We start from the raw sequence: 26,497 nt of genomic DNA on the forward strand, positions 1-26,497 counted from the left end.
CAAAAAAATGCCCCCAGGGCCAAAGGCCGTGGGGGCATTTTCTACAGGTCAGTCACTCAGTCCAGTTTCGGACCGGCTGCCAGGATGGCGTCAGATACATCGTACTTCTTGAAGTTTTCGATGAACTGGCCAGCCAGCTGCTGTGCTGCTGTGTCGTACTTGTCCTGATCGGCCCATGCGTTGCGTGGGTTCAGAACCTTGCTGTCAACGCCTTCCAGTGCGGTTGGAACTTCCAGACCGAACACAGGAACGGTTTCGGTTTCAACACCGCGCAGCTGACCAGTCTGGATCGCAGCGATCACAGCACGGGTAGTCGGGATGGAGAAGCGCTCACCGCCAGCACCGTTTGGACCACCGGTCCAGCCAGTGTTGACCAGGTACACCTGGGAGTCGAATTCTTTCACGCGCTTGATCAGCAGTTCGGCGTATTCGCCAGCTGGACGTGGGAAGAATGGTGCGCCGAAGCAGGTAGAGAAGGTAGAACGCAGGCCTTTCACGCCGCCCATTTCGGTTGAACCAACCAGTGCGGTGTAGCCAGACAGGAAGTGGTAAGCCGCCTGTTCGTTGTTCAGGATGGACACTGGAGGCAGTACGCCGGTCATGTCACAGGTCAGGAAGATAACGGCTTTTGGTTCGCCAGCCATGTTCTCTTCAACACGCTTTTCAACGTGAGTCAGAGGGTAGGCACAACGACCGTTTTCAGTCAGGGAAGTGTCGTCGTAGTCGGCAGTGCGAGTGGTCTCGTTAATCACTACGTTTTCAACGATGGCGCCAAAGCGGATGGCGTCCCAGATGATTGGCTCGTTCTTCTTGGACAGGTTGATGGTCTTGGCGTAGCAACCACCTTCCAGGTTGAATACGGTGCCCTTGCCCCAACCGTGCTCGTCGTCACCAATCAGGTAACGCTCAGGGTCGGCGGACAGGGTGGTTTTACCGGTACCGGACAGACCGAAGAACAGGCAAACGTCGCCATCTTCGCCAACGTTGGCGGAGCAGTGCATTGGCAGTACGTCTTTTTCTGGCAGCAGGAAGTTCTGCACACCGAACATGGCCTTCTTCATTTCACCGGCGTAACGCATGCCAGCGATCAGTACCTTGCGCTGAGCGAAGTTAACGATCACACAACCGTCAGAGTTGGTGCCGTCACGCTCTGGAACACATTCGAAGCCAGCAACGTTCAGGATCTGCCACTCTTCCTTGTCGGAAGGGTTGTAGCTTTCTGGCAGGATGAACAGGTTACGGCCAAACAGGTTCTGCCAGGCAGTCTGGGTGGTCATTTTAACGGCCAGGTAGTGCTGCGGGTCAGAGCCTACGTGGACGTGGGAAACGAAGCTATCAGTCTGGGATACGAACTCTTCTACACGGTCCCACAGGGCGTCGAACTTGTCGGCATCAAATGGACGGTTGATGTTGCCCCAGTCGATAGCGTCTTTGCTGCTTGGCTCTTCAACGATGAACTTGTCCATCGGGGAACGGCCAGTACGTGCGCCGGTTTTTACTACCAGTGCGCCGTTGTCTTGCAGTTCGCCTTCGCCACGAGCAATCGCTTGTTCTACCAGAAAAGGCGTAGATAAATCCGTGTATACAGTGGTCATATCGATACCCAGATGGGTCCTCGCAGTTGCGGTGGCCTTTTGGGCCATTACCAGTCGTTTTGTTCATTCACTCGTGTGCTTTCGAGTGATCTTGTGCTGAGAGACGCGCAAGTATGCCAGAAAACCAGCCTTGCGCTAAGTGTCTGGCCATTGGCCAGATCAATAACCCGTATAACAGTCTGCTATTCTGCTGACCTTACGAGTGTTAGTAGATCTCTGTGGCCGCTATTGCCTGCCAGGGAATAGCGGCGCGGTACTATATCACTTAATGCAAATTATTCTCAGGGAACAATTCGCTCATGTCGGTTTCGTCGAAGCGGTAGTGTTGCTGACAAAATTCGCAGTTAACGTCGATGTGACCGCTTTCTTCAATCATTTCGCTGATGGCGGTTTTGCCGACCTGATGCAGGGCGTTGGCCAGACGGTCACGTGAGCAGGTGCAATGGAAGCTGAGAGAACTGGCCGGATACACGCGCACGTTTTCTTCGTGGTAAAGGCGGTGCAGCAACTCTTCGTTAGCCAGCTCCAGCAGTTCTTGCTGCTTGATGGTGGCGGCCAGGTGGCTGACCCGGTCCCAGGCGTCAATGTCGTCGTCGGTGCGCTTGGACGGCAGCTGCTGCAGCATGAAACCAGCCGCTTGCTGGCCATCGCACATCAGCCAGAAGCGGCTGGCGAGCTGTTCGGACTGCACGAAATACTCTTCCAGAGCGGCGGCAACGTCGCCGCCTTCAATCAGGGTGATGCCCTGATAGCGCTGGCCCTGATCCGGTTCAATGGTGATCACCATCTGGCCGTCTTCAAAACTCAGTTCTTCGCTGGGCTGGTTTTCGTCGTAGCGGGCGATGGCGCGCAACTGGCCTTGTTCGTCGGTTTCTGCCTGAATCAGCGAGATGTTGCCCGGCAGACGAATTTGCAAGGTCAGACGGCCCTTGAACTTGAGGTTGGCGCTCAGCATCGCGGTGGCGGCCATCAGTTTGCCCACCGCCACAGCAATCGGTTGCGGGTATTGATGACGGCTCAGGACGTCCTGATAGGCCTGATTCAAGTGGGCAACTTCGCCACGAATCGCAACGTCGTCAAAAGAGAAGCGCTGGAGCTGGTCCGCACTGGTCTGGGTCATTCAATTCACCTGTCGGGTCAGAGATCCTGGTAGATCTTTTCAAAGCGACGCATATCGCGGCGCTCTTTCTTGTTGGGTTTGTGGTCCGGGGTTGGCATCGAGGCTTTCAGCACCTTGCGCTGTTCGGACTTGTCCATTCGGGCCTTGATACTTTGGGGCGTTTCTTCATAAAGCAAGCGGGCTTCCGGTGCGCCACGGCGCTGTTCCGATAACGCCTTGATGACCACTTCTTTCTCGTCGAAGCCCTGACGAATCAGCAGGGTGTCGCCGACGTCGGCCATTTTGCTGACTTTGCAGCGCTGACCTTCGTAATGCACCTTGCCGCCTTCGATGGCGGTTTTGGCCAGCGAGCGGGTTTTGAAAAAACGGGCCGCCCATAACCATTTGTCGAGGCGTACCTTCTGGCTGTTGTCAGTCACGCGGTCGTTACTCTCCCTGGAGTATGTCCAGTTCGTCGAAATGATGAATGCCGGGGAAGCGATCCTGCGGCTGAGCCGGTTTGGCGCTGTCCGGGTGCTGGATGGCCAGCAGTTGGCCGATGCCCCAGCGTTGCGCCGATTCTAACACAGCGAGGCTGTCATCAATCAGTAGGGCGCGGTCGGGTTGGAAGGCTTCGTTACGGCTCAGGTGCTGCCAAAATGCCTGACTTTCTTTCGGTTCGCGGTAATCGTGGGAGCTGATGATGCGATCGACGTACTGGTCCAGGCCGGTGTGCAGCAGTTTCAGGTCGACGCTGTCGCGGTGAGCGTTGGTGACAATCACCCGGCGTTTACCCATGTCGCCAAGGCGGGTCAGGAACTCCCGGGTATGCGGACGCCAGCCAATTTTGTTGGCGACGTCTTTCTTCAGCTCGGCGATGGGCAGACCGGTGAGTTCGGTCCAGTGGTCGAGGCAATACCAGTTGAGGGTGCCGCGCAGGCCAATAAAGCTTTTGTTCAGCTCGGTCAGGGCGTCATCCAGGCTGAGGTTGTGCAGGCGGGCGTATTCAGCAGGGACGTGAGTGAGCCAGAAATAGTTGTCGAAGTGCAGGTCCAGCAGGGTGCCGTCCATGTCCAGAAGTACGATATCAATCTGCTGCCAGTCGATTACAGTCATGGGGTTTATACTCCGCTCACCTACTTTTTTTCATGTGAGGTTATTGTAAGCGTGGCTGATATGGATAAAAAACCTCGAATTCTGCACCGTTCTGTTGTCGCCCGTAGCCGCTTGTTTACGGTGGAATCGGTCGATTTGCAGTTCAGCAATGGCGTCGAGCGCACCTATGAGCGGTTGGTCTCCGGTGGTCATGGGGCGGTGATGATGGTGGCGCTGATGGACGACAATCAGGTCGCCCTGATCCGTGAATACGGCGGCGGTATTGACGATTACACCCTGACGCTGCCAAAGGGCGCGGTAGACATGGGCGAAACCATCCGTGATGCCTGTAACCGGGAATTGCAGGAAGAAATTGGCTTTGCCGCCAGCGAATTTGTGTATCTCAAGCGCCTGAGTCTGTCGCCCAGCTACATGAGTGGCGGCATTGATGTGGTGCTGGCGCGTGGGCTGACGCCATCCAAACTGGAAGGCGATGAGCCAGAACCGCTGGAGCTGGTGCCGTGGCCATTGGATCAGCTGGATGCCTTGTTTGCCCGTGACGACTTCACCGAAGGCCGAGCGTTGGCAGCATTGTCATTGGCGCGCAGCTGGCTGGCGGGGCAGTTTGAAGGCGAGGTGCTGTAAGCGCCGCCAGCGAATCTCTTCAGAGGGTCTCCGAATTAATTGAACGTCAGCCGTGGCAGGGCTTCGGCAATGGCGATGCGCAAGGCATCGACCTTGATGGGTTTGCTGATAAACCCGTTCATGCCGGCCTGCAAACAGCGCTGGCGATCTTCCATCATGGCGTTGGCGGTCAGCGCCAGAATCGGCAGGTTGTTGTTGGGCATGTCCGATTCGCGAATACGACGGGTGGCGGTAATGCCATCCATCACCGGCATGTTGATGTCCATTAACACCAGATCAAAGTGCTGGCTCTGAACGGCTTGCACCGCTGCCAGACCATCTTCCGCCACCGTGCAGTGCAAACCGAGCTTCTCCAGCATCTTCACCGCCACCCGGCGGTTAACGTCATTGTCTTCAGCCAGCAACACCGAGCCTTTCAGACGTGCATGCCGCTTGGCTTCGGCAGCCATCGCGGAAGACTGCTGATGTTGCGCCGCGGTCAGCGGGATGGATAACGTAAAGGTGCTGCCTTCGCCCTGCACGCTGTGGAGGCTGACTTCACCTTGCATGGCGCGAGCCAGGTAACGGCAAATGGTCAGCCCCAGACCGGTACCGCCAAAGCGGCGGCTGGTGCTGCTGTCGGCCTGACGGAAGGCAGAAAAGATCTGTTGCTGCTTCTCGGGCGGAATGCCAATGCCGGTATCGGTGACGGCAATGTTCAGTTGCTGTTGGCCCTTGTCGTCCAGCTGGCCATCGACCCGAATGCTGATGCGTCCCTGCTCGGTGAACTTCATGGCGTTGCTGATCAGGTTGGTGATGATCTGGCGAATGCGTTTGGGGTCGCCAAGCCAGAACACTGGCAATTCACCGCTGTACAAATACACCAGATCCAGTCCTTTGCGACGGGCAGGCTCCCGAAACAGCGCATGCAGCTCGGTCAGCAGGGTGTCGAGGTCGAACTCGATCTGTTCCAGTTCCAGCTTGCCGGATTCAATTTTCGACAGGTCGAGAATGTCGTTCAGAATATCCAACAGGGCATGGCTGCTGCTGTGGATAATATCCAGATAGTGGCGTTGGTCTTCGTCCAGCTCGGTGTCCAGTGCCAGTTCGGAGGCCCCCAGAATGCCGTTCATCGGTGTGCGAATCTCGTGGCTCATGTTGGCCAGAAACACCGACTTGGAGCGGTTGGCCTGCTCTGCCTGAGCCAGCGCTTCGCGAATCTTGATGTTGGCGGATTCCAGCGCTTCCTTGTTGGCAACGTCCTCTGAAATATCCAGCCCCGCCAGTAGCACCTGGGTTTGGCCTGACAGTTTCAGCACCGTCATGCGCCAGCGAATGATGTGCTGTTTGCCGGTGGAGGTAATCAGCGGGAATTCGGTGGTCAGGCTGCCGCTGGCGCGACTGAGAAGGTTTTGCCATTGCTGGTTCAGAATGGCGCTGGCATGGCTCGGCAACAGGTAGGTTAGCGGGTAGCCCTTGATCTGGTGTTCGGGCAGCTGCAAACGCTTTTGGGCTTCCGGGTTGGTGTGCAAAACCAGCCCGTCCTGATTGCACACGATCAGCAGGGTTTGCATGGTGTCGATGTAAGTCGACAGCCGCTGGCGTTCTTCGCGCAATTGCTCTTCGGCAAAAAAGCGCATGCTGATGTCATCGGCGGTCAGCAGCAGGCAGTCGGTCTGGCCTTTGCCTGCGCGGTGCTCATCGTTTTGCCAGGGGCGGGCAACCACACTCCAACGGGTCCATTCGTCGGCCTGATCCAACAAGCTGACTTCAAACTGCACCATGGATTGGGTGGTGAGGGCGTGGCGCAGCTGCTTGGCGACTTCCTGCCTTTCGTCGCCCGCTTGCAGTTGGTTCAGCGACTGGCCCTTGCGCAAACCGAACAGCTGTTCGAACTGGGGGTTGGCATCCAGAATCTGTTGTTTGCTGTTGATGTGCAGCACCAGACCATTGACGTGGTCCCAGCTGAATCCCTTGCGCAGCACGTGGTGGCGGTTTTTGCGCCAGTAGCCGGAAAACAACACCAGACTGGCGAGCCCAGCCAGAAACATCAGGATCAGGGCGGCCGCCAGCATCGACACTGCGTCATCAAGGCCGTTGAGTTTTTCAGCCTGATCCAGAATGTCGAAAATACTGACTGCCATCATGGCCGTGGCAATCAGAAACAGGGTCAGCAACAGCACGAGCTGACGGGCTACAAGTGACATGGCAATCCCTTGGCTGGTTCTGGTTAAGGTGCCCAGGCAGGCCCTGAACGACAGAACGTCAGCGGCCAAACAAGGGCATCACAGCATCAGCCAGGGCAGTAAAATTGCGTGCAGGGTGGCCGTCAGGGTCATGGCCATGGCGGCATATGCCGACTCGGTTTCGCCCAGTTCCAGTGCCCGGCCGGTGCCAATGGCATGGCCGCACACTCCCAGGCTCAACCCCGCGGTTGCTGGCTGATTCATATTGAGCAGTTTCAGTATAGGCACAATCAGCACGGCACCGAGGATTCCGGTAATAATTACAAAACCTGACGCCAGCGAGGCGTTGCCGCCAATCTGGTTGGTAATGGCAACCGCCACCGGTGTTGTGATCGACTTGGTCACCATGGTGGTGCTGATCAGCGGGTCGCCAATCAGCCAAACGGTCATGCCCCAGGCCACCAGTACGGTAGTCAGGCTGCCGCAGGACACCGCCAGCATGATCCGTAGCCAGTGTTTTTTCATGTGCTTGAGCTGCTGATAGAGCGGCACGGCCAGCATCACAATCAAGGGGCCGAGCATGTCGTGCAGGTACTGACCGCCTTCCATATAGACGGCGTAATCGGTATGGGTCAGCAGCAGCACCGCAATCAGGATTACGATGGCCAACAAAATCGGTGGCAGGAACACCGGCTTGCGCAGCTTCAGATAGGCTTGCTGGCTCAGTACAAACGCGGCAATGGTCAGCATGGCCCAGAACAGCGGGGTTTGCAGCAGGGTCATCATTGGTCGTTCTCCCCACTGGCGTTGCCTTCTTTCGCGGCAACTTTCGCAGCAACACCGATGTGCATGCAGGCTGCGCACACCAGTACACCGGGAATCAGGCTGACGGTCAGAATCATCAACAGCATCAGGCCATGGTCTGCCAGCAGCTGCTTGTGCATCACAATGCCAACGCTGACGGGCACCAGAAACATCGGCAGCCAGGGGGCTAAAAACTGGGTGGTTTGGCGCAACGACTGAGGCACAGAGCCGCGCAACAGCAAAAACGTCAGCAATAGCAACATGCCAGCAATGGATGCCGGGATGGGTAATGACAGGGTTTGCTGGGCGAACATGCCAGCAACAAGAAAAAACAGCAGGATCAGAAAGCCAATCATAACCGGCCCCTGAAATCAGGAATGGTGCGGAAGGAGAGACTCGAACTCTCACACCTTGCGGCGCTGGAACCTAAATCCAGTGCGTCTACCAATTTCGCCACTTCCGCAGAAGGTCGCGGACTATACGCGAGTAAATTACCTTTGCCAAGTCTGCCGCAGCGGGAAAGTATCTGTGGTGCGAATTTCATGGGAGTGATGTACCTTCCGTGGAGAAATGCTAAAGATCGACCATGCATCATGGAGTGGAACGTGTCGAATAATACTCAATTGGCCAGCAGTGTATTACTGACGCTGGCATCCGCCATTATCGTTATTGCGGGTATCAAAAGTGCGGCAGACATGCTTGTGCCGTTTCTGTTGTCGGTGTTCATTGCGGTGATGAGTGCGCCGCTGCTGCATTGGCTGGGGCGTCGTGGCGTGCCGGGCATTCTGGCCGTACTGATATTGGTAGTTGGTTTTCTGGTGCTGGGATCGGCGCTGGCGATGTTTCTGGGGGGCACCATTAATGCCTTCTATCAGGACATGCCAACCTACGAAACCAAACTGCAATCCCTGTTTTCGCAAACCATCGACTGGGTGCAGGGCTTTGGCATCGACGTGCCCAAAAATGTTCTCAAGGAGTACATCAATCCTGGCGTGGCCATGAACGCGGTCGCCACCGTCTTCAATGGCCTGGGCGGTGTACTCACCAATGCCTTCCTGATTCTGTTCACCGTGATCTTTATTCTGATGGAAGCCTCGGGCATGCCGGACAAACTGAAACGGGCGTTCGGTGAGCACACCACAGCGTTAAGCAATTTCGAACGCTTTAGTGCACTGGTGCAACGGTATCTGGCCATCAAAACCCTGATGAGCATGGGCACCGGGGTCAGTATTGGTCTGGTGTTGTGGATCATCGGGGTGGATTACGCGCCGATGTGGGCACTGGTGGCATTTTTGCTGAACTATATCCCCAATATCGGTTCCATTATTGCAGCGGTGCCAGCGGTACTGGTTGCGCTGATTCAGCTCGGCCCGGCGGAAGCGCTGGCCACCATCATTACCTACATGGTGGTCAACACCCTGTTTGGCAATGTGATTGAGCCTCGAATGATGGGTCGAACCCTGGGCTTGTCAACGCTGGTGGTGTTTCTGTCGTTAGTATTCTGGGGCTGGGTGTTGGGGCCGGTAGGGATGTTGTTGTCGATCCCGCTGACCATGGTGGTGAAAATCGCCCTGGAAACCCGCCCGCAAAGCCGCTGGATGGCAACCTTAATGGATCATTAACCCGGCTTGCGCGACACTGCGCGGGTCGTTGCAAATTATCGTAAACCCGATTTGGGATAGACCGGATAGCGCCTAGACTGGCGGCCGGAGGATCATGATGAAATCTATACTGCTTATTGACGATGACGTTGAACTGGGCGAACTGCTGCAAGAATACCTTTCCATGGAAGGGTTTGAAGTTAACGCCGTACACGACGGTGAAACCGGCCTGACGGAAGCCCTTAGCGACCGCTACGATCTGGTGCTGCTCGACGTTATGCTGCCGGGGCTGAACGGTTTCGAACTGCTGCGCAAGTTGCGTGTTGAGTCGACCATTCCCGTGATCATGCTGACTGCCCGTGGCGAAAGCGTTGATCGGGTGCTGGGTCTGGAGCACGGCGCAGACGATTACATTGCCAAGCCGTATCATCACCATGAGCTGGTGGCGCGTATCCGTGCCCTGTTCCGCCGTATTGAGCTGGCGGGCGAGCCTGCTCACGAAAGCGACGATGGCATTCTGGCGGTGGGCGATCTGACCCTCAAACCGACCGATCGCAGTGTTTCCATCAGTGGCGAACACCTGACCCTGACGGGCGCCGAATTCGGTGTGCTGCAATGCCTGATGGAACACGCCGGTGAACTGGTCAGCAAGGACAACCTGTCGATGGCGGCACTGGGCCGTGCGTTGATGGCTTACGACCGTTCGATTGATATGCACGTCAGCAACCTGCGCAAGAAACTGGGCCGCCGTATGGATGGTGGTGATTGGATCAAGACCGTGCGCAGCCGTGGCTACCTGCTGGTGAAATCCTGATTCCTTCCATGTTATGAAAACCGTCAGTCCAGGCCAGAAAAGAGTACGCTGGTATCAATCCCTATACCTCAAGGTGTTTCTCTGGTTTTGGCTGGCGTTGTCGCTGGCAATGGCCGTTGCGGTCGTGACCAGCGACTGGCTCTCCAACGACTTTATCAAACCCGCCTCCCAGAACGATGCCCGTTTGCTGGTATCGCTGATTGAACGCCAACCCCCGATCATGGCCGAGGGCCGCATGCTCTGGAGCCAATTGCAGCCCGGCTGGAATCTGGTGTCGGTGCAGGTAAACCGGGTCGGTGAGTTACCCCACGATCTCGAAGAGTTTGCCGATACCGCGGCGCTGGAAGGCAAGGTGATGTACGGCCAGAACGATGGCTGGCTGATGTTGGGGCCAGTGCAAAGCGGCAATTACCTGTATATGGGGGTTTCCCGTCAGGCCTGGTCGAACTTCCTCGACGACAACCGTCGCTGGGTGTTGCCGATCGTGGTGTTTGTGGTGGTGACCCTGCTGTGTTTCGCGCTGGTCTGGAGCCTGACGCACCCAATGCGGCGTTTGCAGCGGGTGGTGCGGCAAATGTCGCAGGGCAACTTCGACGTGTCCGAGCTGGGTGCCGATGAGAACCGTCACGATGAAATTGGTGTCTTGATCGCTGAAGTGGCCAGCATGGCCGGGGCGACCAACCGGCTGCTGCAAAGCCAACGACAGTTGCTGCGCGATGTCTCCCACGAACTGCGCTCGCCGCTTACCCGCTTGCAAATGGCACTGGGCATTGCGCGTAAAAAAGACACCGATGGCATTGTGCTGAAAGAACATGACCGCATTGAACGGGCGGTCGAGCAGGTGGATGGTCTGATTGCCCAGATTCTCGATCTGGCGCGGCTGGCACAGCTCAACGCTGGTCAGTTGCAGGCCGAAACCGATAACCCGGCCCATCACGTCAAAATCTGGCTGATGGATGCCGAAGTGGAAATAGACGACAAGGGTTTGACCCTCAACACCGATATTCAGGCCGACCTCGATGCCTGCCACTGGGACTGGATGCTGGTGGAGCGTGCGGTCGACAACCTGCTGCGCAATGCCATCCGTTTTTCGCCAGAAGGTGGTGTGCTGACCCTGAGCGTGCAACAGCACGAACGGTGGGTCGAAATCTCGGTTCAGGATCAGGGGCCAGGGGTGCCAGACGACATGCTGGAGCGTATTTTCACGCCATTCACCCAGATTGACCCGGCTCGCAGTCCCAAAATCGGCTCTGATTCCGGTTACGGCCTTGGTCTGGCGCTGGTTTATCGCGTGGCCGAACTCCATTCAGGAAATGTATATGCCCGCAATTGCGAACCGGGACTTAGAGTGACATTACGCTTCCCTGTAGGTACTTCTACCAACTGAGCTGTGAAAAATGGGCATAAATGTCTGTTCTGCTTATAGTCACCATTTCCATTGATTTAGTGGAAAAGCCAATTTCTTTTTGTTATTAAAGATGCCCCTCTTTGCCCGCTGTCCAGTTAGACAATGGTGTTAGGCAGCGGTCGTGAGGTATTCACAACACAAAAAACGACTGGATGAGCACTATGTCAGAAGATTTCAAGCAAGCAGCTCTGGATTACCATCAATTTCCAAAGCCAGGCAAAATCAGCGTTGAGCTGAGCACGCCTGCAGCGACCTCTCGCGACCTGTCACTGGCCTACAGCCCAGGTGTGGCTGAGCCGGTAAAGGAAATTGCCGCCGATCCTGAGAATGCCTACAAATACACCGCCAAGGGTAACCTGGTTGCCGTAATTTCTGACGGTACTGCAATTCTGGGTCTGGGCGACCTGGGTCCACTGGCTTCCAAGCCAGTAATGGAAGGTAAATCCCTGCTGTTCAAGCGTTTCGCTGGCGTTGACTCCATCGATATCGAAGTGGAAAGCGAAAGCCCACAAGCGTTCATCGACACCGTTCGTCGCATTGCCAACACCTTCGGTGGCATCAACCTGGAAGACATCAAGGCTCCTGAGTGCTTCGAAATCGAACGCACCCTGATCGAGCAGTGTGACATTCCGGTATTCCATGACGACCAGCATGGTACTGCGATTGTGACCGTTGCCGGTGCCCTGAACGCACTGGAAGTGGTTGGCAAGAAGATCGAAGACGCCAAAATGGCCGTACTGGGCGCTGGCGCTGCAGCGATCTCCTGCTCCAAGCTGATGATCCTGGCCGGTATGAAGCCAGAAAACATCTTCATGTGTGACCGTAAAGGCGTGATCCACAGCGGTCGTGACGACCTGAACCAGTACAAGTCCATGTTCGCTGTTGATACCGACAAGCGCACCATCGACGACGCACTGAACGGTGCCGACATCTTCCTGGGTCTGTCTGGTCCAAACATGGTAACTGGCGAACAGATCGCTACCATGGCTGAAAACCCGATCATCTTCGCTTGTGCCAACCCTGTTCCGGAAATCATGCCGGAAGTCGTTGCTGAAGCTCGTCCAGACGCCATCATGGCAACTGGCCGTTCTGACTACCCTAACCAGGTAAACAACGTACTGGGCTTCCCATTCATCTTCCGTGGTGCTCTGGACGTACGTGCCAAGCGCATCAACGAAGAAATGAAACTGGCTGCTGCCAAGGCACTGGCTGCGCTGGCGAAAGAGCCTGTGACTCAGGAAGTTCTGGACGCTTACGGTCTGGATGCTCTGGAATTCGGCAAGGACTACATCATTCCTAAAGCCGTTGATTCCCGTCTGCTGGGCGTGGTTGCTGGTGCGGTTGCACAAGCTGCTATCGACACTGGTGTGGCAAAGGTTTCCGAACTGCCTGCCAACTACCCACTGAAGTCCATCGCTGACGTTTGATCCGCGACCTGACTTTCGGGTAATAAAAAACCGCCCCTCGTAAGAGTGGCGGTTTTTTTGTGTCTGGCATTCAGGATGTTGATCGTCAGACGCCAGACGCCAGGGCAATTACACGCCGTAACGCTGCTTCAGGGCGTTGATACGGTCAGGCAGAGGTGGGTGGGACGCTGCCAGTGCAGACAGCTTGCCTTCACCACGAATACCAAAGGCCACCAGTTCGCCGTTCAGTTCGGACGGTTGGTCATAGGCGTCTTGCAACGCCGCCAGTGCACTGATCATAGCCACCGGGCTGACCAGGTCGGCACCGGCGATATCGGCACGGTACTCACGACGACGGCTGAACCAGGCGACAATGAACGAGGCCAGAATACCCAGCACCAGTTCGGAAACCAGAGTCGCAACGAAGAAACCAATGCCAGGGCCGTCTTCGTTCTTCAGAATCGCCTTGTCGACGAAGTTACCGATGATGCGGGCGAAGAACATCACAAAAGCGTTCACTACACCCTGAATCAGCGCCAGCGTCACCATGTCACCGTTGGCCACGTGACCAATCTCGTGGCCCAGCACGGCTTTTACCTGTTCCTTGTCCATGCGTTGCAGCAAACCGGTGGAAACCGCCACCAGTGCGTCGTTCCTGTTCCAGCCGGTGGCAAAAGCGTTAGGCGCCGAAGAAGCAAAAATACCCACTTCCGGGGTTTTGATACCGGCTTTCTGAGACAGCTCCTGTACCGTGCTCAGCAACCATTGTTCACCGGCGTTCTGCGGTGAGTCGATGATTTGCACGTTCATGCCTTTCTTGGCCATCCACTTGGACAGCAGCAAGGAAATAAACGAGCCGACCATGCCGAACACCAGACAGAACACCAGCAAGGCGCCGAAGTTCAGCCCCTGGGCATTCATATAGCCTTCGAAGCCCAGTAATCGCAGCGTAATGCTGGCAATAAAAATAACGGCCAGGTTAGTGGCCAGGAATAATGCAATGCGCAACATGAGCGGATTCTCCCGAGTTGTTATAAGCGCTTAATCACGAAATCTATGACTATAAAATTGAGTCTTTTACTGCGGAATTCAAGTGGAATTTGATGATGCCTGTCGCTACACCGTAGCGACCGTCGATTCTCAGGGGAAATAGACGTTTTCCCCTGAGAGTGTGTACAACCCTGTATAAATCTTGGCCTATCGGCCGAAAACTGTATAATTGCGCCCGTCCCAGGGGGTGGCTCGCTTTGTAGCCTGAGACTTGCCATCGGCATAAACCCCTAGAACCTGATCCGGTTAGTACCGGCGTAGGAATGGGCGAGTGTCGCAGCTCTGCGGCAGTTCGGTTTCTTCTAGCGGTTGCCTGACGCAATCACCTACGCAGTTCCGTCTGAACCGGGTCTCCTTTTGCTCAGTATTAAAGAGGATTGACCCCAGTGAAGTTCCAGAAATCTCCCCTGTTAGTGGCACTGACTGCCGCCGTTGTCTTGCCCGTTCAGGCAAGCACTGTGGATAACATTGAGGAAGAAGTGGTGGTGACCGCCGACTTCCGTCAGGCCGATGTGCAAACCATTCCGGAAGCCACCACCGTGGTTGGCGAGGCAGCCATTGAAGAACGTTCCGCCGATCATCTGGAAAGCGTGCTGTCGCTTGCCCCCAACGTGAACTTCAGCTCCGGCGCGTCCCGTGGCCGTTACTACCAGATTCGTGGCATTGGTGAGCGCAGCCAGTTTGTCGACCCGGTGAACCCGTCGGTGGGTTTGCGCGTGGACGGCATCGACATGACCGGTTTGGGTGGTGGTGCTGGCCTGTTTGATGTGCAGCAGGTGGAAGTGTTACGTGGCCCGCAAGGCACCCGGTTTGGTGCCAACGCACTGGCCGGCATGATCAACATTGAAAGCAACGCCCCGACCGATGAATTTGAAGGCATGGTCAGCGGCAAGCTTGGCAACTACAACACCCGCGCCCTGGGTGCGGCGGTATCCGGTGCGGTATCCGACAAGGTGAAACTGCGTCTGGCGGCCCACAAAAACACCTCCGATGGCTACATGCGCAATGCGTATCTGGATCGCGACGATACCCAGAACATCGACGAGCAACTGCTGCGTCTGAAAGCCGCGGTGGAGCTGAATGCCCGTAACCAGCTCGATCTGACCCTGCTGCGTATCAACGTGGATAACGGCTATGACGGTTTCTCGCTGGATAACACCCGTACCACCTACTCCGATGAGCCGGGCAAGGACGTGCAGAACACCAACGCTGCTGCACTGACCTGGACTTCCGAAGCCGCTGACGCCTTCGACCTGCGCGTTCATCTGTCTGGCAGCAACTCGGATACCGAATACAGCTACGACGAAGACTGGGCCTACGGCCAGTACATCTGGATGTCTGACGACCCTGTGTATACACCGGACCCGTGTGACACCACCCAGGGGGAATGTCTGGCCGATGCAGATGGCTACTCGTCTACCGACCGTTACCTGCGTGATTACCAGCGTCGTGAACTGGACCTGCGCCTGACCTCATCCGAGCAAGGTCGTCTGTTTGGCGATAGCACCGATTGGGTGGTGGGCTACTACCGCATGAGCCGGGACGAATCACTGGATCGTGAATATACCTGGACGGGCCCGTTCGATAGCGAACTGGAAACCGCGTCCCAGGCGCTTTACGGTGAGCTGAGCAGCGTCATCAATGAACAGCTGAGTCTGACTCTGGGCTTGCGTGCCGAGCGCTGGTCGACCGACTACAACGACAGCAACAGCATTGATGAAGATCGCACCGAGAACTTGTGGGGCGGCAAAATCACGGCTGAATACCTGCTCAACGAGAACCAGCTGGCCTATGCCTCGTTGGCCCGTGGTTTCAAAGCCGGTGGCGTCAACACCGACCCGGATATCAGCGAGGCCAACCGCACCTTCGATACCGAATACAACTACGCCTGGGAAGCCGGTCTGAAATCCAGCAGTCTCAACGACCGCCTGCAGACTCGTGTTGCCGCGTTTTATATCCTGCGCAAGGACCAGCAGGTGAAAAGTTCGTATGCGATACCAAACGACACCGGTGGTTTTACCTTCCAGGATTACCTCGCCAACGCGGCTGAAGGTCAGAACTACGGTGTGGAAGTGGAGTTCGATCTGGCACTGTCCGAGCAAGTCGACTGGGCCTTCTCCGGTGGTTACCTGAAAACCGAATTCCTCGATTATCAGTACGAAACCGACGATGGCACCTTCAGCATGAACGGACGCGAGCAGGCTCAGTCGCCGGAATACAGCTTCACCAACCGTCTGAACTACCTGCTGGGCAACGGCTTCAGCCTGACGGTAGAGCAGGAAGCCAAGGACAGCTTCTACCTGTCCGACAGCCATAACGAAAAATCCAGCGCCTACCAGCTGTGGCATGCTCGCATTGGCTACGATGCCAGCCAGTGGCAACTGGCGCTGTATGGCCGTAACCTGACCAACGTCGATTACGAAGTGCGTGGTTTCCACTTCGGTAACGACCCGCGTGATGGCTATACCAATGAACGCTGGGTGCAGTACGGCACCCCACGGTTGTTTGGCGTAGAAGGCAAATACTACTTCTGATGCGGAATCAGACGCCCGGCGGGAGGCAGACTGCCAGCCAGCCGGGCAACTCATCGATACACCCAACCTTGCAAGGAGCCCGCTATGGAGCTTTCCGTTGATATCAGCAAATACCCACTGGCTGACGAATACAAACCGGCCATCAAGGCGTTTATCGAACGCTTGCAAGCGGTAGAAGGCCTGGTGGTGGAGTGCAACACCATGAGCACTCAGGTGTTTGGTGAATACGATCTGGTGATGAACACCATCAGCGCCGAAATGAAGCGCTCGTTCGAAACCTACGGCAAGGCCATCTTTGTCTACAAGATGATCCCGGGGGTTAACCTCGATCCTGCACTGAAACCCCACGGCTGATTTCTCCACCCCGGATACTGACTATGACTGATATCGTAAATGCCATCATTGAAGGCTTTGCCGCACAGAGCATGGCCGAATGGATTGCTGTGATTCTCGGCGTTGCCTATCTGGTGTTCGCCATGCGCCAGAGTAACCTCTGCTGGTATGCCGCGTTTGGCAGTACCGCCATTTTCAGCTGGCTGTTCTGGGATGTCAGTCTGGTGATGGAATCGGCGCTCAATGTCTACTATCTGGTCATGGCGGTATACGGCTGGTGGGCCTGGCGCTCGGGCAGTAACAGCGGCGGCGGTGCGGCCTCAAACGTCGATTCAACACCACTGCCGGTACAAAGCTGGGGCTTTAAACAGCATGGACTGGTGCTGCTGGCGATCGCCGTACTGACCTTTACCAGCGGCTATTTGCTGACGGAAAACACCTCGGCGGCGCTGCCGTATCTGGATTCCTTCACCACCTGGGGGGCAGTGATTACCACCTGGATGGTGACCCGCAAGGTACTGGAAAACTGGATCTACTGGGTCGTAATCGACGCCGTGGCGATTTACCTGTACATCGACCGCGGTCTGTACCCAACCGCCTTCCTGATGGCCATTTACGTGGTACTGGCAGTGGGCGGCTTCTGGCTGTGGCTGAAAGATTACCGCAGTCAGCAGGATGACCTGGCGCTGGGTCAGTCAGCCTGATATCGACTGGATGCCTTCTTCTACTCTGCTGTCCGCGCAGCAAGCCGCTTCCAGCACACACCAGTCGGCTGACGTGTTGTCTGGGGTGTTGTCTGACTGGAGACTCTGGCAGTTGCTTGAACAGGCGCCGCAGCCCAATCAGCTGCGGCCACTGTGCGGCGGCCTGACCAACCAGAGCTGGTTGCTCAGCGTTAACGAACAGCGCTGGGTAATCCGCATCAACGCCGCCAACTCCGGCGATCTGGATATCCGTCGCGACCACGAATACTTCATTCAGCAACGGGCGGCGGAAGCCGGTCTGGCACCGCGAGTGTTGTACCGCTGCCCGGACGATATCTACTGGATTGTGGAATACCTCGACGGCCCGTCGCTACGCGACGTGCTGAAACAGGGGCATCAGCCGTGGCCGCAGCTGCAACAACGTCTGCACAGACTGCATGACCTGCCGCTGACCAGCGAATGGCATTTCGGTCTGGAAGTGATGGACGTGTGCGCCAAGGCCGAGGTGTACTGGCAGGCCATTGAACAGCGTCTGGAAGGGCGCTGGAACAGCGACTGGCAGCAGCTCAAACAGCAACTGCAAGCGGGCATGGCCGAACTGCCCGGGCCGGAGCGTTCGCTGTGCCATATGGACCCCAATCCGGACAACTGGAAGTGGTCGAACAACCAATGGCGACTGATCGACTGGGAGTACGCCACGGTAGGTCACCCGCTGTGGGACATCGCCAGTCTGGTGCAGATGTCGGAAGGCAACCCTGCCGAACAAGCCATGCTGCTGGTCGATCTTGGCATCGATCCGGAACAGCCTGACTGGCAACAAGCCAACCGTCAGTTGGCCTGTCTGAACAGCCTCTGGTACGGCGCCCAGGGCATCTGGAATGCCCGTGAGCTGCGCACCGCACTGCAATCCCTGGTCTGACTTACCAGCGGAAAATCACCCACTTGGGCACCACCACATCGGGGTTGTCCCGGCGCATCAGGTTCTGGTCGTCATCCGGTGACGGCACCAGATAGTAAGGCTTGCCGACCTTCGGCTGCACCTTGATTTCAACCAGTTCACCGTTCACCCGGAATTCGTAATAGGTGTTGTCGCCATCGTTGCGGATGGTCACGGTTTCTTCGGTTGAGCCGGCCGCGTGCGCAGGCATCACGACCGTCGCCAATGGCAGGCAGCAAGCCAGCGAAAAGAGTAACGTCCGTGCGTTACGAGCCAGACGATTGTTGGTCTTCATGTTAGGATGCCCTTCAATTTAAAGCTTCGATTTATTGTATGTGGCCTTGCTCAGCAACCCCAGTGCTTTGATCAATATCTGCCACATACCGTGACTTCCCAGGTATTTTCTATGTCCCAGACAGCGTCCAAAACAGTCGTTTTGATCGACGGATCCTCCTATCTGTTCCGTGCCTTTCACGCCTTGCCGCTGTTGACCAATTCGGACGGCCTGCACACCAACGCCGTGAAAGGCGTGATCAGCATGATCAAACGGCTGCAGAAGGACTATCCGGATGCCCAGATGGTGGTGGTGTTTGATGCCAAGGGCAAAACCTTCCGCAACGACATGTACAGCGAGTACAAGGCCAACCGTCCGCCGATGCCGGGTGAGCTGCGCGAGCAGATTGAACCTATCCACAACATCATTCGTGCCATGGGCTTGCCGCTGCTGATCATTGAAGGCGTTGAAGCCGACGACGTGATTGGCACGCTGGCGTCACAAGCCGAATCGAGCGGCTGTCAGGTGATTGTGTCCACCGGCGACAAGGACATGGCTCAGCTGGTTGACCCGCATGTGTCGCTGATCAACACCATGACCAATGTTTTCATGGATGTGGACGGCGTGAAGGAAAAATTCGGCGTGCCGCCGGAGCACATCATCGATTATCTGGCCTTAATGGGCGACAAGGTCGATAACATCCCGGGTGTACCGAAAGTCGGCGAGAAAACCGCCGTTGGTCTGGTCGCCGGTCTGGGGTCACTGGAAGACATTTACGCCAACCTCGACAAGGTCAAAGAGCTGTCCTTCCGTGGCGCCAAAACCATGGCTGCCAAACTGGAAGAACACAAGGATCAGGCCTTCCTGTCGAAAGAACTGGCCACCATCAAGTGCGACGTCGAACTTGAGCAGCCGTTAGGTGAGTTGAAGAACAGCGAGATCGACAAGCCAGCGCTGCTGGAGCTGTTCAAAACCATGGAATTCAAAGGCTGGATTGCCGAGCTGGCGGATGCCGGAGAAGCTTCTGCCAAAGGGTCTTCTACCGCTTCCGCAGCAAGCTCTGAAACCAGCGCTGACGGCAGTTCAGAAGGCAGTTTTGAAGATAATGAGCCAGCCGTTTCCAGTGAAAAAGGCGAATACGAAATCATCCTGACCCAGGATGGCCTTGACGGTTGGATCAAGCTGCTGAAAGACAGTGAGCTGTTCGCCTTTGATACCGAAACCACCTCTCTGGTGTACAAGGAAGCCGAAATCGTCGGTGTGTCGTTTGCTGTCGAAGTGGGCAAGGCCGCCTATGTGCCGCTGGCGCACGACTACGAAGGCGCGCCTGCGCAGCTCGACCGGGACGAGGTGCTGGCGCAGCTGAAGCCGATTCTGGAAGACGAAAACCAGAAGAAAGTCGGCCAGCACATGAAATACGACGCCCACGTTCTGGCCAACCATGGCATCGAACTGAAAGGCGTGGAGTTCGACACCCAGCTGGAAAGCTACATTCTGGATTCCGTTGCCACCCGCCACGACATGGACAGCCTGGCGCTCAAATATCTGGGCTACAAAACCGTGACCTTTGAAGAGATCGTCGGCAAGGGTGCCAAGCAGAAAACCTTCAACCAGATCGAGCTGGACGTGGCAGGCCCTTACGCTGCCGAAGATGCTGATATCACCCTGCGTTTGCACCAGACCCTGTGGCCAAAACTGCAAAAGCACGGCAGCCTCGCCAGTGTGTTCAGCGACATCGAAATGCCAGCCATGCCGGTGCTGACGGCCATGGAATCACTGGGTGCGCTGATCGACGCCGATAAGCTGCATGCCCAAAGCGCCGAAATTGAACAGAAGCTGCAACAGCTGGAGCAGCAAGCCCACGATGCTGCCGGACAGGTGTTCAACCTGGGTTCACCGAAGCAGCTGGGTGAAATCCTGTTCGAGAAGCTCGAACTGCCAGTGATCAAGAAAACCCCGAAAGGCGCGCCATCCACCGCGGAAGAAGTGCTGGTGCAACTGGCAGAAGACGGCTTTGAGCTGCCGCAAATCATCATTGATCACCGTGGTCTGTCGAAGCTGAAAAGCACCTACACCGACAAACTGCCAACCATGATTGCTGGTAAAACTGGCCGCGTGCATACCTCCTATCATCAGGCGGTCACAGCAACGGGCCGACTGTCCTCCAGTGACCCTAACCTGCAGAACATTCCGGTGCGCTCTGAAGAAGGTCGCCGTATTCGTCAGGCCTTTATCGCGCCGGAAGGCTACAAGCTGGTGGCGGCGGATTACTCCCAGATTGAGCTGCGCATCATGGCGCACCTGTCGAACGACGACGGTTTGCTGAAAGCTTTTGGCGAAGGCCGTGATATTCACCGCGCCACCGCCGCGGAAGTGTTTGAAGTGGCCGAAGACGAGGTTACCGATAACCAGCGTCGCAGCGCCAAGGCGATCAACTTCGGTCTGATCTATGGCATGTCGGCCTTTGGCCTGGCCAAGCAGTTGGGCATTGGCCGTAACGAAGCACAGGACTACGTAAACCTGTACTTCCAGCGTTACCCGGGCGTGGCCGACTACATGGAAAACACCCGCGAGCACGCCAAAGAGCAGGGCTATGTTGAAACCATCTTTGGTCGTCGGTTGTACCTGCCGGAAATCAAATCGCGCAATGTGCCGCGTCGTCAGCATGCCGAACGCACGGCGATCAACGCGCCGATGCAGGGCAGTGCCGCCGACATCATCAAACGTGCCATGGTACAGGTGTTCGATTGGCTGCCAGACTCTGGCTTCGACGCCCGCATGATCATGCAGGTGCACGATGAATTGATTCTGGAAGTGAAAGCAGAGCAAGCCGAAGCCTTTGCTGAAGCCCTTAAACAGCGCATGCAAGCAGCGGCGGAGCTGAAGGTGCCATTGCTGGTAGAAGCGGGCATTGGTGATAATTGGGAACAGGCGCACTAACGAACAGCTGTTTGATGGGCGCAAGCGCACCATCCTATGCAGGTGTTATGCGTTCTGGTGATCCATAGGATGGGCACTCGTGTCCATCAGGTTCCATCTCTCAGCGGTACATAAACAACAGACAAAAAAAGACCCGCGCGTAAGGGGAAACGGGCGGGCCAGCTTCGGATTCTGGGGGAATAACCGAAGAGTAGAACTACCTATGAATAGATGACGGTTCGCATCATCACAATTCCACACCGGGAATATGTTGAATATAGAACAGGGATTCGTTGACAAAGTTCCCGATAACAGCAAAAAGGTGGGGTTTTTGTTATTTATTGTGACAGGGGCCAGATTGGTGATGGCCGAATATGGGTCACCCGGAGTGGCCTCCGGGTTTAGCAGGTAGCCCGCCGAACGGATGTTCGCTCGGACAATAAGGGCAAGCAAGACAGCTTGTTAGTCTTCAGACTCTGGCAAGTCGGCTTCAGCGCTGTCGGCATCGTCTTCCTGATCCGGCACCAGCAGCTCATTCAGGCGCTGCTTCAGCACATCCAGCCCCTGGGCTTTCAGTGATGAGAACGTCTGCACCGTCACTGGAGTGCTCATGTCTTTAACCGCTTTGCGCACTTGCAGCAGGGTGTTCTGGGCCGCACCGCGCTTAAGCTTGTCGGCCTTGGTCAGAATCAGATGCAACGGCATGCCGTTGTCTTCCGCCCACTGGATCATGCCAGTGTCGAAATCCGTCAGTGGGTGACGTATATCCATTAGTAGTACCAGGCCTACCAATTCATCCCGGTTCTGAAGATAGTCACCCAGTTCTTTTTGCCACGCATTTTTTACGCCCACCGGTACTTTGGCATAGCCGTATCCTGGCAGGTCGACAATCGCCAGTGGCAGTTCGCCAATCTGGAAATAGTTGATCAATTGCGTGCGGCCAGGCGTTTTACTGGTACGGGCCAGCTTTCTTTGGCCGGTCAAACAGTTCAACGCGCTCGACTTGCCAGCATTGGAGCGACCGGCAAATGCAACTTCCCGGGTAATCTCCTCAGGACATTGGCTGAGCTTTGCGGCACTACGAAGGTAGTGGGTCTTGGTATAAGTCAAGGAATGCTGATTTGGCATGGGGTAAACGTAATGACCGTCCGGTTTTTGATGATATATAATGCATGACCTAATGAATGGCGTTGCCAGTTTACCACAGCGTGTATCATTCATGGGTAAGAGTCTCAACAAAGCCGCCAAGAGCTCAATGAGAGACCTTCAGAAGTATCAAACTAATAATGATGAGAGATCTGAAAATGAACAAACTTCTTACCCTGTTCGCCGTATCTGCAGTAGCCCTCTCTGCCAATGTGCAGGCCTTCGATGCCGAAGCCAAGTACAACACCGCGTGTGCTGCCTGTCATTCTCCTCAAACTGCCGCCATGTTGGGGGCACCCGCAGCCCATGATGCTGCATCCTGGGCCCCTCGCCTGGAAAAGGGTATGGATACGCTGGTAAACCACGTCACCAATGGCTTCAATGCCATGCCTCCACGTGGGCTGTGTATGGATTGCACAGCCGAACAATACAAGGCGCTGATCACCTTTATGTCTACGCCAAAATAACAGGCTCGTGGAGATATAACGCCTGCAACGATAAGAATTCACTTACAACCTGGATCTGACGATGAAAAACCTGTTGATTAGCCTCTTTGTTTCAGCCGGACTCATGTCCGCTGCACATGCCAGTGACGCGAACTCCGCCTACAGTGGTGACGCGGAAGCGGGCAAAGCAAAATCTGTAATGTGTGCAGCCTGCCACGGAGCAGACGGTAACAGCATGGTGCCAACGTTTCCGAAAATTGCCGGTCAGGGCGAACGCTACCTGATCAAGCAGATCAAGGACATCCGCGATGGCAATCGTTCGGTACCGGAAATGACCGCGTTTGTTGCTAACCTGAGCGACAACGACATTGCCGACCTGGCCGCTTACTTCAGCGCGCAAGACGCGACCGGTGGCGGCGCCAAGGAAGAATTGGTGGCTCTGGGTGAGAAGATCTATCGTGCAGGCATCGAGAAGAAAGGCGTACCAGCCTGTATGGCCTGTCATGGCCCAGCCGGTAAAGGCATGGACCTGGCGGGTTTCCCAATGCTGTCTGGTCAGCATGATGCCTACACCAGCAAGCAGCTGCACGCCTTCAGTGCCGGCACCCGTATGAACGATGGCGACACCCGCATGATGCGCGACATCGCCTACCGTTTACACGACTCCGAAATCGAAGCCGTGTCCAACTACATTCAGGGCCTGCGTTAATTCGGGCAACCTGAGAGTGAAAGAAGCGGCTTCGGCCGCTTTTTTTATGTTTTTATACGGCACCTGGCTGTCCTGCCATCCCCGTAGGGCGAAGCAGCAAGCCAGAGCCGAGAGCTGTGTGGAGTTTTTCAGAGGGTCCCTAGTATGTAACGGAACCTTTATGTGAGAATTACGCTCAATAGCGAACAAGAATTTGCGACATTGAAATGGAGACCCCTATGCTCGCGCAGATCAAACGTTGGATGGCCGTACCCTTGATGATGCTGGCCTCACTGGCTGTCGCAGATACCTACAGCGACGGCAATGGCTACACCACCCTGAGTCAACCTGTGCCGGTAATGGCCGATGGCAAAATCCACGTTGAAGAGGCCTTCTGGTTTGGTTGCCCGCACTGCTTCCATCTGGAAAACTACGTTGAGCCCTGGAAAGCCGAGCTGCCATCTGATGTGAAATTCACCGCGGTGCCTGCGATGTTCGGTCGCGCCTGGGTGGCTCATGCCCGTCTGTTCTACACCGCTGATGTGCTGGGCATCCTCGACAAGGTACATACCCCGATTTTCCGTGCCATCCACCTGGAAAAGCAGCGCCTGCTGTCTGAAGACGACCAGCGCGACTTCCTGGTACAGCACGGTGGCATCACTGCCGATCAGTTCGACAAAACCTACGAGAGCTTTGCGGTGGAATCCCGTATGAAGCAAGCTGACCAGCGCATTCGTTCGTTCAAGATCAGCGGTGTTCCGGCTCTGATTGTGAACGGCAAGTACGTTGTTTCCGCCAGCTCCGCGGGTGGTCAGGACAAGATGATTGATGTGGTTAACTTCCTCATCGAGAAAGAGCGCAACGGCAACTGAACGGTCGTCTGTGCAGCAAAAACCGGGCAATGCCCGGTTTTTTTGTGCCTGCCGTTTGGCGGCAACTGTTTGTTACATCACTGCGTTAGCCGAATCGGCAAGGGAATCTATACTGGTTACAGAATGCACTGAACCTGCGGGCCCTCGCATGGAACAATCGTTTGGATAAATCGTATGGATAAGTCCCTCGGCGACGCAGAGCGCTGGCGAGCCAAATACCTCGATCTGTTGCAGCAGCAGGAACAGGATGAGGAGGCGTGGAAGCAACAACAGGAAGCCTGGCGGCGTTCCTTTGTGGTGGTTTGCCTGTTGGCAGAGGGACAGGACAGTGCGCTCGATCCTGAATTGCAGGGCCTGCGACAGCAAATCAAGAAGCAGGGCAACGCTCCTCAAACCGACTCACTATCAACCCTGATCCGTTCCTTTGAAAGCCGTCAGTCGGCGACGAATCAACAATTGCTGCAGGCCTTGCAGCATTCTGCCGCCACCTTGCTGGATTTACCGCTTGAGAGCACTGAGCTGCAGCGGCTGCGGTCGTTACGCAAACGGCTCGACAGTGAGCTGGATACCTCACTGAGTGCCTTGCAACTGGTCGCCGATTGGCTCGATGCCATGCCATCATCCCCAGTGGGTGGCGCCAATGCGGAAGCTGAAACAGGCCCGTCACTGTGGCAACGGCTGTTTGGCAGCAAGAAAGCCGCCGCTAGCAAAGACAGCAACCATTTGGAAGAAGCCACCGCATCAATGCCAGATTCCCCCTTGGTTGAGGCGGATGACCAGACGTTGCAAGAAGCCATGAAGGTGCAGCAGAACCTGTGTCAGGGGTTGCTGCGTTTGCTGGATCAGCTGAACCTGTCGGATAGCCAGCAGGACGCCGCCCAAAGCTTGCGCCAGCAACTGCTGGCGGGGCCTTCCTTGCCCGATCTGGTGGACCTGCTGGAGCAATTGGCTGATCTGGTCATGACGGCACTGTCAGCCAGCCAGACGGCGATGCAGAGCTTCCTGCACCAGCTGGATGATCAGCTGATGAACCTGCAACAGCACCTGCAAAAAGAGTGCTTCAGCAGTGAAGGCAGCCAGCAGGCGCGATTGAATTTAAGCAACGAAGTGCAGCAGCAGGTGGGGCATTTACGCAGCCTCGCCAATGACGACGGCGAACTCGAAACCCTGGGCGCGCGGCTGCAATCCCATCTGGTGGCCATCGTCTCGGCGTTGGAAACCTTCGACGCCCATGAACAGCAGCGCGAAGAAGCCCAGCAGCAGGAAATCGTTGCACTGAACCAACGGTTGCAGGACGTTGAACGTCAGGCCAGTGCCACGCGGCAAGCGTTTGAACGGCAGCAACAATTGGCCTACAAGGACGCCCTCACCGGATTACCCAACCGACATGCCTACAGTGCCCACACCCGCAAGCTCTGGAAGCAGCTGGACGAGGGGGGCTCGCTGGTACTGGTGGTGGCCGATGTTGATTACTTCAAACGCATCAATGACCAGTTTGGTCATCAGGCTGGCGACCGGGTGCTGAAGCTGATCGCCAAAACCCTCGGCAAGCATGTGGCCAAACCGCACTTTCTGGCCCGCTATGGCGGCGAAGAGTTTGTCATCATCCTGCAATCCCAGACCCTGACAGAAGCCAGCCAGAGTGCCGAACAGCTGCGCGCGGCCATTGAGTCCCTGCCGTACCACTTCAAGGGTGACCCGGTGTCCATCACCATGTCATTCGGACTGGCCGAAGCGCGCAAGGGCGAACGTCTGGAAACTGTCTTTGAACGGGCCGATAAAGCCTTGTACCGGGCCAAGCAAGGTGGCCGTAATCAGGTGGTGGTCGATTCACTCTGAAATCCCGCCCGAAACCTGCCCGTCACTCAATTCTTTGCAGTCCTTTGTGTTAACCTCAGCTCTTTTGTTGCAGCCGGAATTTCTGCCGTATTGGCGATGTCTGAGTCTGCGAAATGGTTGTTG

At 56.1% G+C, this 26,497-nt stretch carries 24 protein-coding genes, 1 tRNA gene and 1 riboswitch; of the genes, 14 read left to right on the top strand and 11 right to left on the bottom strand.

The window, feature by feature from the left end:
- Window positions 1–56: 56 nt before the first annotated feature.
- From G516_RS0101695 to yrfG, 4 genes are all read right to left on the bottom strand, one after another.
- Window positions 57–1,643 (bottom strand): phosphoenolpyruvate carboxykinase, encoded by a 1,587-nt coding sequence (locus G516_RS0101695; RefSeq protein WP_084644799.1) that lies wholly within the window; start codon window positions 1,641–1,643, stop codon window positions 57–59.
- A 217-nt stretch (window positions 1,644–1,860) separates the two neighbouring features.
- On the bottom strand, window positions 1,861–2,715 hold the full coding sequence (hslO, locus tag G516_RS0101700; RefSeq protein ID WP_028292186.1) for an Hsp33 family molecular chaperone HslO: 855 nt from the start codon (window positions 2,713–2,715) through the stop codon (window positions 1,861–1,863).
- A 17-nt stretch (window positions 2,716–2,732) separates the two neighbouring features.
- Complete coding sequence (gene hslR, locus G516_RS0101705; protein ID WP_028292187.1) at window positions 2,733–3,134, bottom strand: ribosome-associated heat shock protein Hsp15; 402 nt, start codon at window positions 3,132–3,134, stop codon at window positions 2,733–2,735.
- 7 nt (window positions 3,135–3,141) lie between these two features.
- Entirely contained in the window at window positions 3,142–3,810 is a 669-nt protein-coding gene (gene yrfG, locus G516_RS0101710) for a GMP/IMP nucleotidase (protein WP_036533792.1), read from the bottom strand.
- Window positions 3,811–3,870: 60 nt separating this feature from the next.
- Here yrfG and nudE point away from each other — a divergent pair, with 60 nt between their 5' ends.
- The gene (nudE, locus tag G516_RS0101715; protein WP_028292189.1) at window positions 3,871–4,434 is read left to right on the top strand and encodes an ADP compounds hydrolase NudE; all 564 of its coding nucleotides are present in this window, start codon (window positions 3,871–3,873) and stop codon (window positions 4,432–4,434) included.
- 35 nt (window positions 4,435–4,469) lie between these two features.
- Here the strand turns inward: nudE and G516_RS23635 are convergent, their stop codons facing one another.
- From G516_RS23635 to G516_RS0101735, 4 genes are all read right to left on the bottom strand, one after another.
- Window positions 4,470–6,620 carry a PAS domain-containing hybrid sensor histidine kinase/response regulator gene (locus G516_RS23635; protein WP_051218833.1) on the bottom strand — a complete coding sequence of 717 codons (2,151 nt, stop codon included), beginning with the start codon at window positions 6,618–6,620 and terminating at the stop codon, window positions 4,470–4,472.
- 78 nt (window positions 6,621–6,698) lie between these two features.
- On the bottom strand, window positions 6,699–7,385 hold the full coding sequence (locus G516_RS0101725; RefSeq protein ID WP_036533795.1) for an LrgB family protein: 687 nt from the start codon (window positions 7,383–7,385) through the stop codon (window positions 6,699–6,701).
- Window positions 7,382–7,759, bottom strand: a complete 378-nt coding sequence (locus G516_RS0101730) for a CidA/LrgA family protein (RefSeq protein WP_028292191.1) — start codon at window positions 7,757–7,759, stop codon at window positions 7,382–7,384. The genes G516_RS0101725 and G516_RS0101730 overlap by 4 nt, the downstream gene beginning before the upstream one ends.
- 22 nt (window positions 7,760–7,781) lie before the next feature.
- Window positions 7,782–7,866, bottom strand: a tRNA-Leu gene (locus tag G516_RS0101735).
- A gap of 142 nt (window positions 7,867–8,008) precedes the next feature.
- On the opposite strand from G516_RS0101735, the gene G516_RS0101740 reads away from it, so the two are divergent.
- The 4 genes from G516_RS0101740 to G516_RS0101755 all read left to right on the top strand — a co-directional run bounded on the left by G516_RS0101740 (window position 8,009) and on the right by G516_RS0101755 (window position 12,653).
- Window positions 8,009–9,025: an AI-2E family transporter gene (locus tag G516_RS0101740; RefSeq protein WP_245582584.1), complete on the top strand. Its 1,017-nt coding sequence runs from the start codon at window positions 8,009–8,011 to the stop codon at window positions 9,023–9,025.
- A gap of 94 nt (window positions 9,026–9,119) precedes the next feature.
- Window positions 9,120–9,818 (top strand): response regulator, encoded by a 699-nt coding sequence (locus G516_RS0101745; RefSeq protein WP_407635446.1) that lies wholly within the window; start codon window positions 9,120–9,122, stop codon window positions 9,816–9,818.
- 13 nt (window positions 9,819–9,831) lie between these two features.
- Entirely contained in the window at window positions 9,832–11,205 is a 1,374-nt protein-coding gene (locus G516_RS0101750) for a HAMP domain-containing sensor histidine kinase (protein ID WP_084644800.1), read from the top strand.
- Window positions 11,206–11,387: 182 nt separating this feature from the next.
- Entirely contained in the window at window positions 11,388–12,653 is a 1,266-nt protein-coding gene (locus G516_RS0101755) for a malic enzyme-like NAD(P)-binding protein (RefSeq protein WP_028292195.1), read from the top strand.
- A gap of 108 nt (window positions 12,654–12,761) precedes the next feature.
- Here the strand turns inward: G516_RS0101755 and htpX are convergent, their stop codons facing one another.
- Complete coding sequence (htpX, locus tag G516_RS0101760) at window positions 12,762–13,643, bottom strand: protease HtpX (protein WP_028292196.1); 882 nt, start codon at window positions 13,641–13,643, stop codon at window positions 12,762–12,764.
- A gap of 212 nt (window positions 13,644–13,855) precedes the next feature.
- Window positions 13,856–13,963: riboswitch (TPP riboswitch) on the top strand.
- Between the two features lie 105 nt (window positions 13,964–14,068).
- On the opposite strand from htpX, the gene G516_RS0101765 reads away from it, so the two are divergent.
- From G516_RS0101765 to G516_RS0101780, 4 genes are all read left to right on the top strand, one after another.
- Window positions 14,069–16,216: a TonB-dependent receptor gene (locus tag G516_RS0101765; RefSeq protein ID WP_028292197.1), complete on the top strand. Its 2,148-nt coding sequence runs from the start codon at window positions 14,069–14,071 to the stop codon at window positions 16,214–16,216.
- Window positions 16,217–16,300: 84 nt separating this feature from the next.
- Window positions 16,301–16,570: a hypothetical protein gene (locus tag G516_RS0101770; RefSeq protein WP_028292198.1), complete on the top strand. Its 270-nt coding sequence runs from the start codon at window positions 16,301–16,303 to the stop codon at window positions 16,568–16,570.
- A gap of 23 nt (window positions 16,571–16,593) precedes the next feature.
- The gene (gene pnuC, locus G516_RS0101775; RefSeq protein ID WP_028292199.1) at window positions 16,594–17,253 is read left to right on the top strand and encodes a nicotinamide riboside transporter PnuC; all 660 of its coding nucleotides are present in this window, start codon (window positions 16,594–16,596) and stop codon (window positions 17,251–17,253) included.
- Window positions 17,225–18,172, top strand: a complete 948-nt coding sequence (locus G516_RS0101780; protein ID WP_028292200.1) for a choline/ethanolamine kinase family protein — start codon at window positions 17,225–17,227, stop codon at window positions 18,170–18,172. The genes pnuC and G516_RS0101780 overlap by 29 nt, the downstream gene beginning before the upstream one ends.
- A gap of 1 nt (window position 18,173) precedes the next feature.
- Here the strand turns inward: G516_RS0101780 and G516_RS0101785 are convergent, their stop codons facing one another.
- On the bottom strand, window positions 18,174–18,485 hold the full coding sequence (locus G516_RS0101785) for a DUF2782 domain-containing protein (RefSeq protein WP_028292201.1): 312 nt from the start codon (window positions 18,483–18,485) through the stop codon (window positions 18,174–18,176).
- Window positions 18,486–18,596: 111 nt separating this feature from the next.
- Here G516_RS0101785 and polA point away from each other — a divergent pair, with 111 nt between their 5' ends.
- Window positions 18,597–21,404, top strand: coding sequence for a DNA polymerase I (polA, locus tag G516_RS0101790; RefSeq protein ID WP_028292202.1), 2,808 nt, complete (start codon window positions 18,597–18,599; stop codon window positions 21,402–21,404).
- Window positions 21,405–21,845: 441 nt separating this feature from the next.
- Here the strand turns inward: polA and yihA are convergent, their stop codons facing one another.
- Complete coding sequence (gene yihA, locus G516_RS0101795; RefSeq protein WP_028292203.1) at window positions 21,846–22,493, bottom strand: ribosome biogenesis GTP-binding protein YihA/YsxC; 648 nt, start codon at window positions 22,491–22,493, stop codon at window positions 21,846–21,848.
- 194 nt (window positions 22,494–22,687) lie between these two features.
- Between yihA and G516_RS0101800 the strand changes: the two genes are divergently transcribed.
- The 4 genes from G516_RS0101800 (at window position 22,688) to G516_RS0101815 (ending at window position 26,374) form a co-directional block, all read left to right on the top strand.
- Window positions 22,688–22,996 (top strand): c-type cytochrome, encoded by a 309-nt coding sequence (locus G516_RS0101800; RefSeq protein WP_028292204.1) that lies wholly within the window; start codon window positions 22,688–22,690, stop codon window positions 22,994–22,996.
- Window positions 22,997–23,099: 103 nt separating this feature from the next.
- A complete protein-coding gene (locus tag G516_RS0101805) occupies window positions 23,100–23,684 on the top strand; it encodes a c-type cytochrome (RefSeq protein WP_456090127.1) in 585 nt (194 codons plus the stop codon).
- 218 nt (window positions 23,685–23,902) lie between these two features.
- Window positions 23,903–24,535 carry a thiol:disulfide interchange protein DsbA/DsbL gene (locus tag G516_RS0101810; protein ID WP_028292206.1) on the top strand — a complete coding sequence of 211 codons (633 nt, stop codon included), beginning with the start codon at window positions 23,903–23,905 and terminating at the stop codon, window positions 24,533–24,535.
- A 174-nt stretch (window positions 24,536–24,709) separates the two neighbouring features.
- Window positions 24,710–26,374, top strand: coding sequence for a GGDEF domain-containing protein (locus tag G516_RS0101815; RefSeq protein WP_028292207.1), 1,665 nt, complete (start codon window positions 24,710–24,712; stop codon window positions 26,372–26,374).
- Window positions 26,375–26,497: the final 123 nt, after the last annotated feature.

The sequence above is a fragment of the Oceanobacter kriegii DSM 6294 genome (assembly GCF_000422845.1).
Classification (GTDB): Bacteria; Pseudomonadota; Gammaproteobacteria; order Pseudomonadales; family Oceanobacteraceae; genus Oceanobacter; species Oceanobacter kriegii.

What these genes read in the sequence shown, in the direction of transcription:
- nudE (WP_028292189.1), top strand. Translation starts at nt 3,871, where the DNA reads ATGGATAAAAAACCTCGAATTCTGCACCGTTCTGTTGTCGCCCGTAGC.
- htpX (WP_028292196.1), bottom strand. Translation starts at nt 13,643, where the DNA reads ATGTTGCGCATTGCATTATTCCTGGCCACTAACCTGGCCGTTATTTTT.
- G516_RS0101800 (WP_028292204.1), top strand. Translation starts at nt 22,688, where the DNA reads ATGAACAAACTTCTTACCCTGTTCGCCGTATCTGCAGTAGCCCTCTCT.
- G516_RS0101695 (WP_084644799.1), bottom strand. Translation starts at nt 1,643, where the DNA reads ATGGCCCAAAAGGCCACCGCAACTGCGAGGACCCATCTGGGTATCGAT.
- G516_RS0101815 (WP_028292207.1), top strand. Translation starts at nt 24,710, where the DNA reads ATGGATAAGTCCCTCGGCGACGCAGAGCGCTGGCGAGCCAAATACCTC.
- pnuC (WP_028292199.1), top strand. Translation starts at nt 16,594, where the DNA reads ATGACTGATATCGTAAATGCCATCATTGAAGGCTTTGCCGCACAGAGC.
- G516_RS0101730 (WP_028292191.1), bottom strand. Translation starts at nt 7,759, where the DNA reads ATGATTGGCTTTCTGATCCTGCTGTTTTTTCTTGTTGCTGGCATGTTC.
- yrfG (WP_036533792.1), bottom strand. Translation starts at nt 3,810, where the DNA reads ATGACTGTAATCGACTGGCAGCAGATTGATATCGTACTTCTGGACATG.
- G516_RS0101745 (WP_407635446.1), top strand. Translation starts at nt 9,120, where the DNA reads ATGATGAAATCTATACTGCTTATTGACGATGACGTTGAACTGGGCGAA.
- G516_RS0101725 (WP_036533795.1), bottom strand. Translation starts at nt 7,385, where the DNA reads ATGATGACCCTGCTGCAAACCCCGCTGTTCTGGGCCATGCTGACCATT.
- G516_RS0101780 (WP_028292200.1), top strand. Translation starts at nt 17,225, where the DNA reads ATGACCTGGCGCTGGGTCAGTCAGCCTGATATCGACTGGATGCCTTCT.
- G516_RS23635 (WP_051218833.1), bottom strand. Translation starts at nt 6,620, where the DNA reads ATGTCACTTGTAGCCCGTCAGCTCGTGCTGTTGCTGACCCTGTTTCTG.
- G516_RS0101770 (WP_028292198.1), top strand. Translation starts at nt 16,301, where the DNA reads ATGGAGCTTTCCGTTGATATCAGCAAATACCCACTGGCTGACGAATAC.
- G516_RS0101805 (WP_456090127.1), top strand. Translation starts at nt 23,100, where the DNA reads ATGTCCGCTGCACATGCCAGTGACGCGAACTCCGCCTACAGTGGTGAC.
- polA (WP_028292202.1), top strand. Translation starts at nt 18,597, where the DNA reads ATGTCCCAGACAGCGTCCAAAACAGTCGTTTTGATCGACGGATCCTCC.
- G516_RS0101755 (WP_028292195.1), top strand. Translation starts at nt 11,388, where the DNA reads ATGTCAGAAGATTTCAAGCAAGCAGCTCTGGATTACCATCAATTTCCA.
- G516_RS0101785 (WP_028292201.1), bottom strand. Translation starts at nt 18,485, where the DNA reads ATGAAGACCAACAATCGTCTGGCTCGTAACGCACGGACGTTACTCTTT.
- hslO (WP_028292186.1), bottom strand. Translation starts at nt 2,715, where the DNA reads ATGACCCAGACCAGTGCGGACCAGCTCCAGCGCTTCTCTTTTGACGAC.
- G516_RS0101750 (WP_084644800.1), top strand. Translation starts at nt 9,832, where the DNA reads ATGAAAACCGTCAGTCCAGGCCAGAAAAGAGTACGCTGGTATCAATCC.
- G516_RS0101810 (WP_028292206.1), top strand. Translation starts at nt 23,903, where the DNA reads ATGCTCGCGCAGATCAAACGTTGGATGGCCGTACCCTTGATGATGCTG.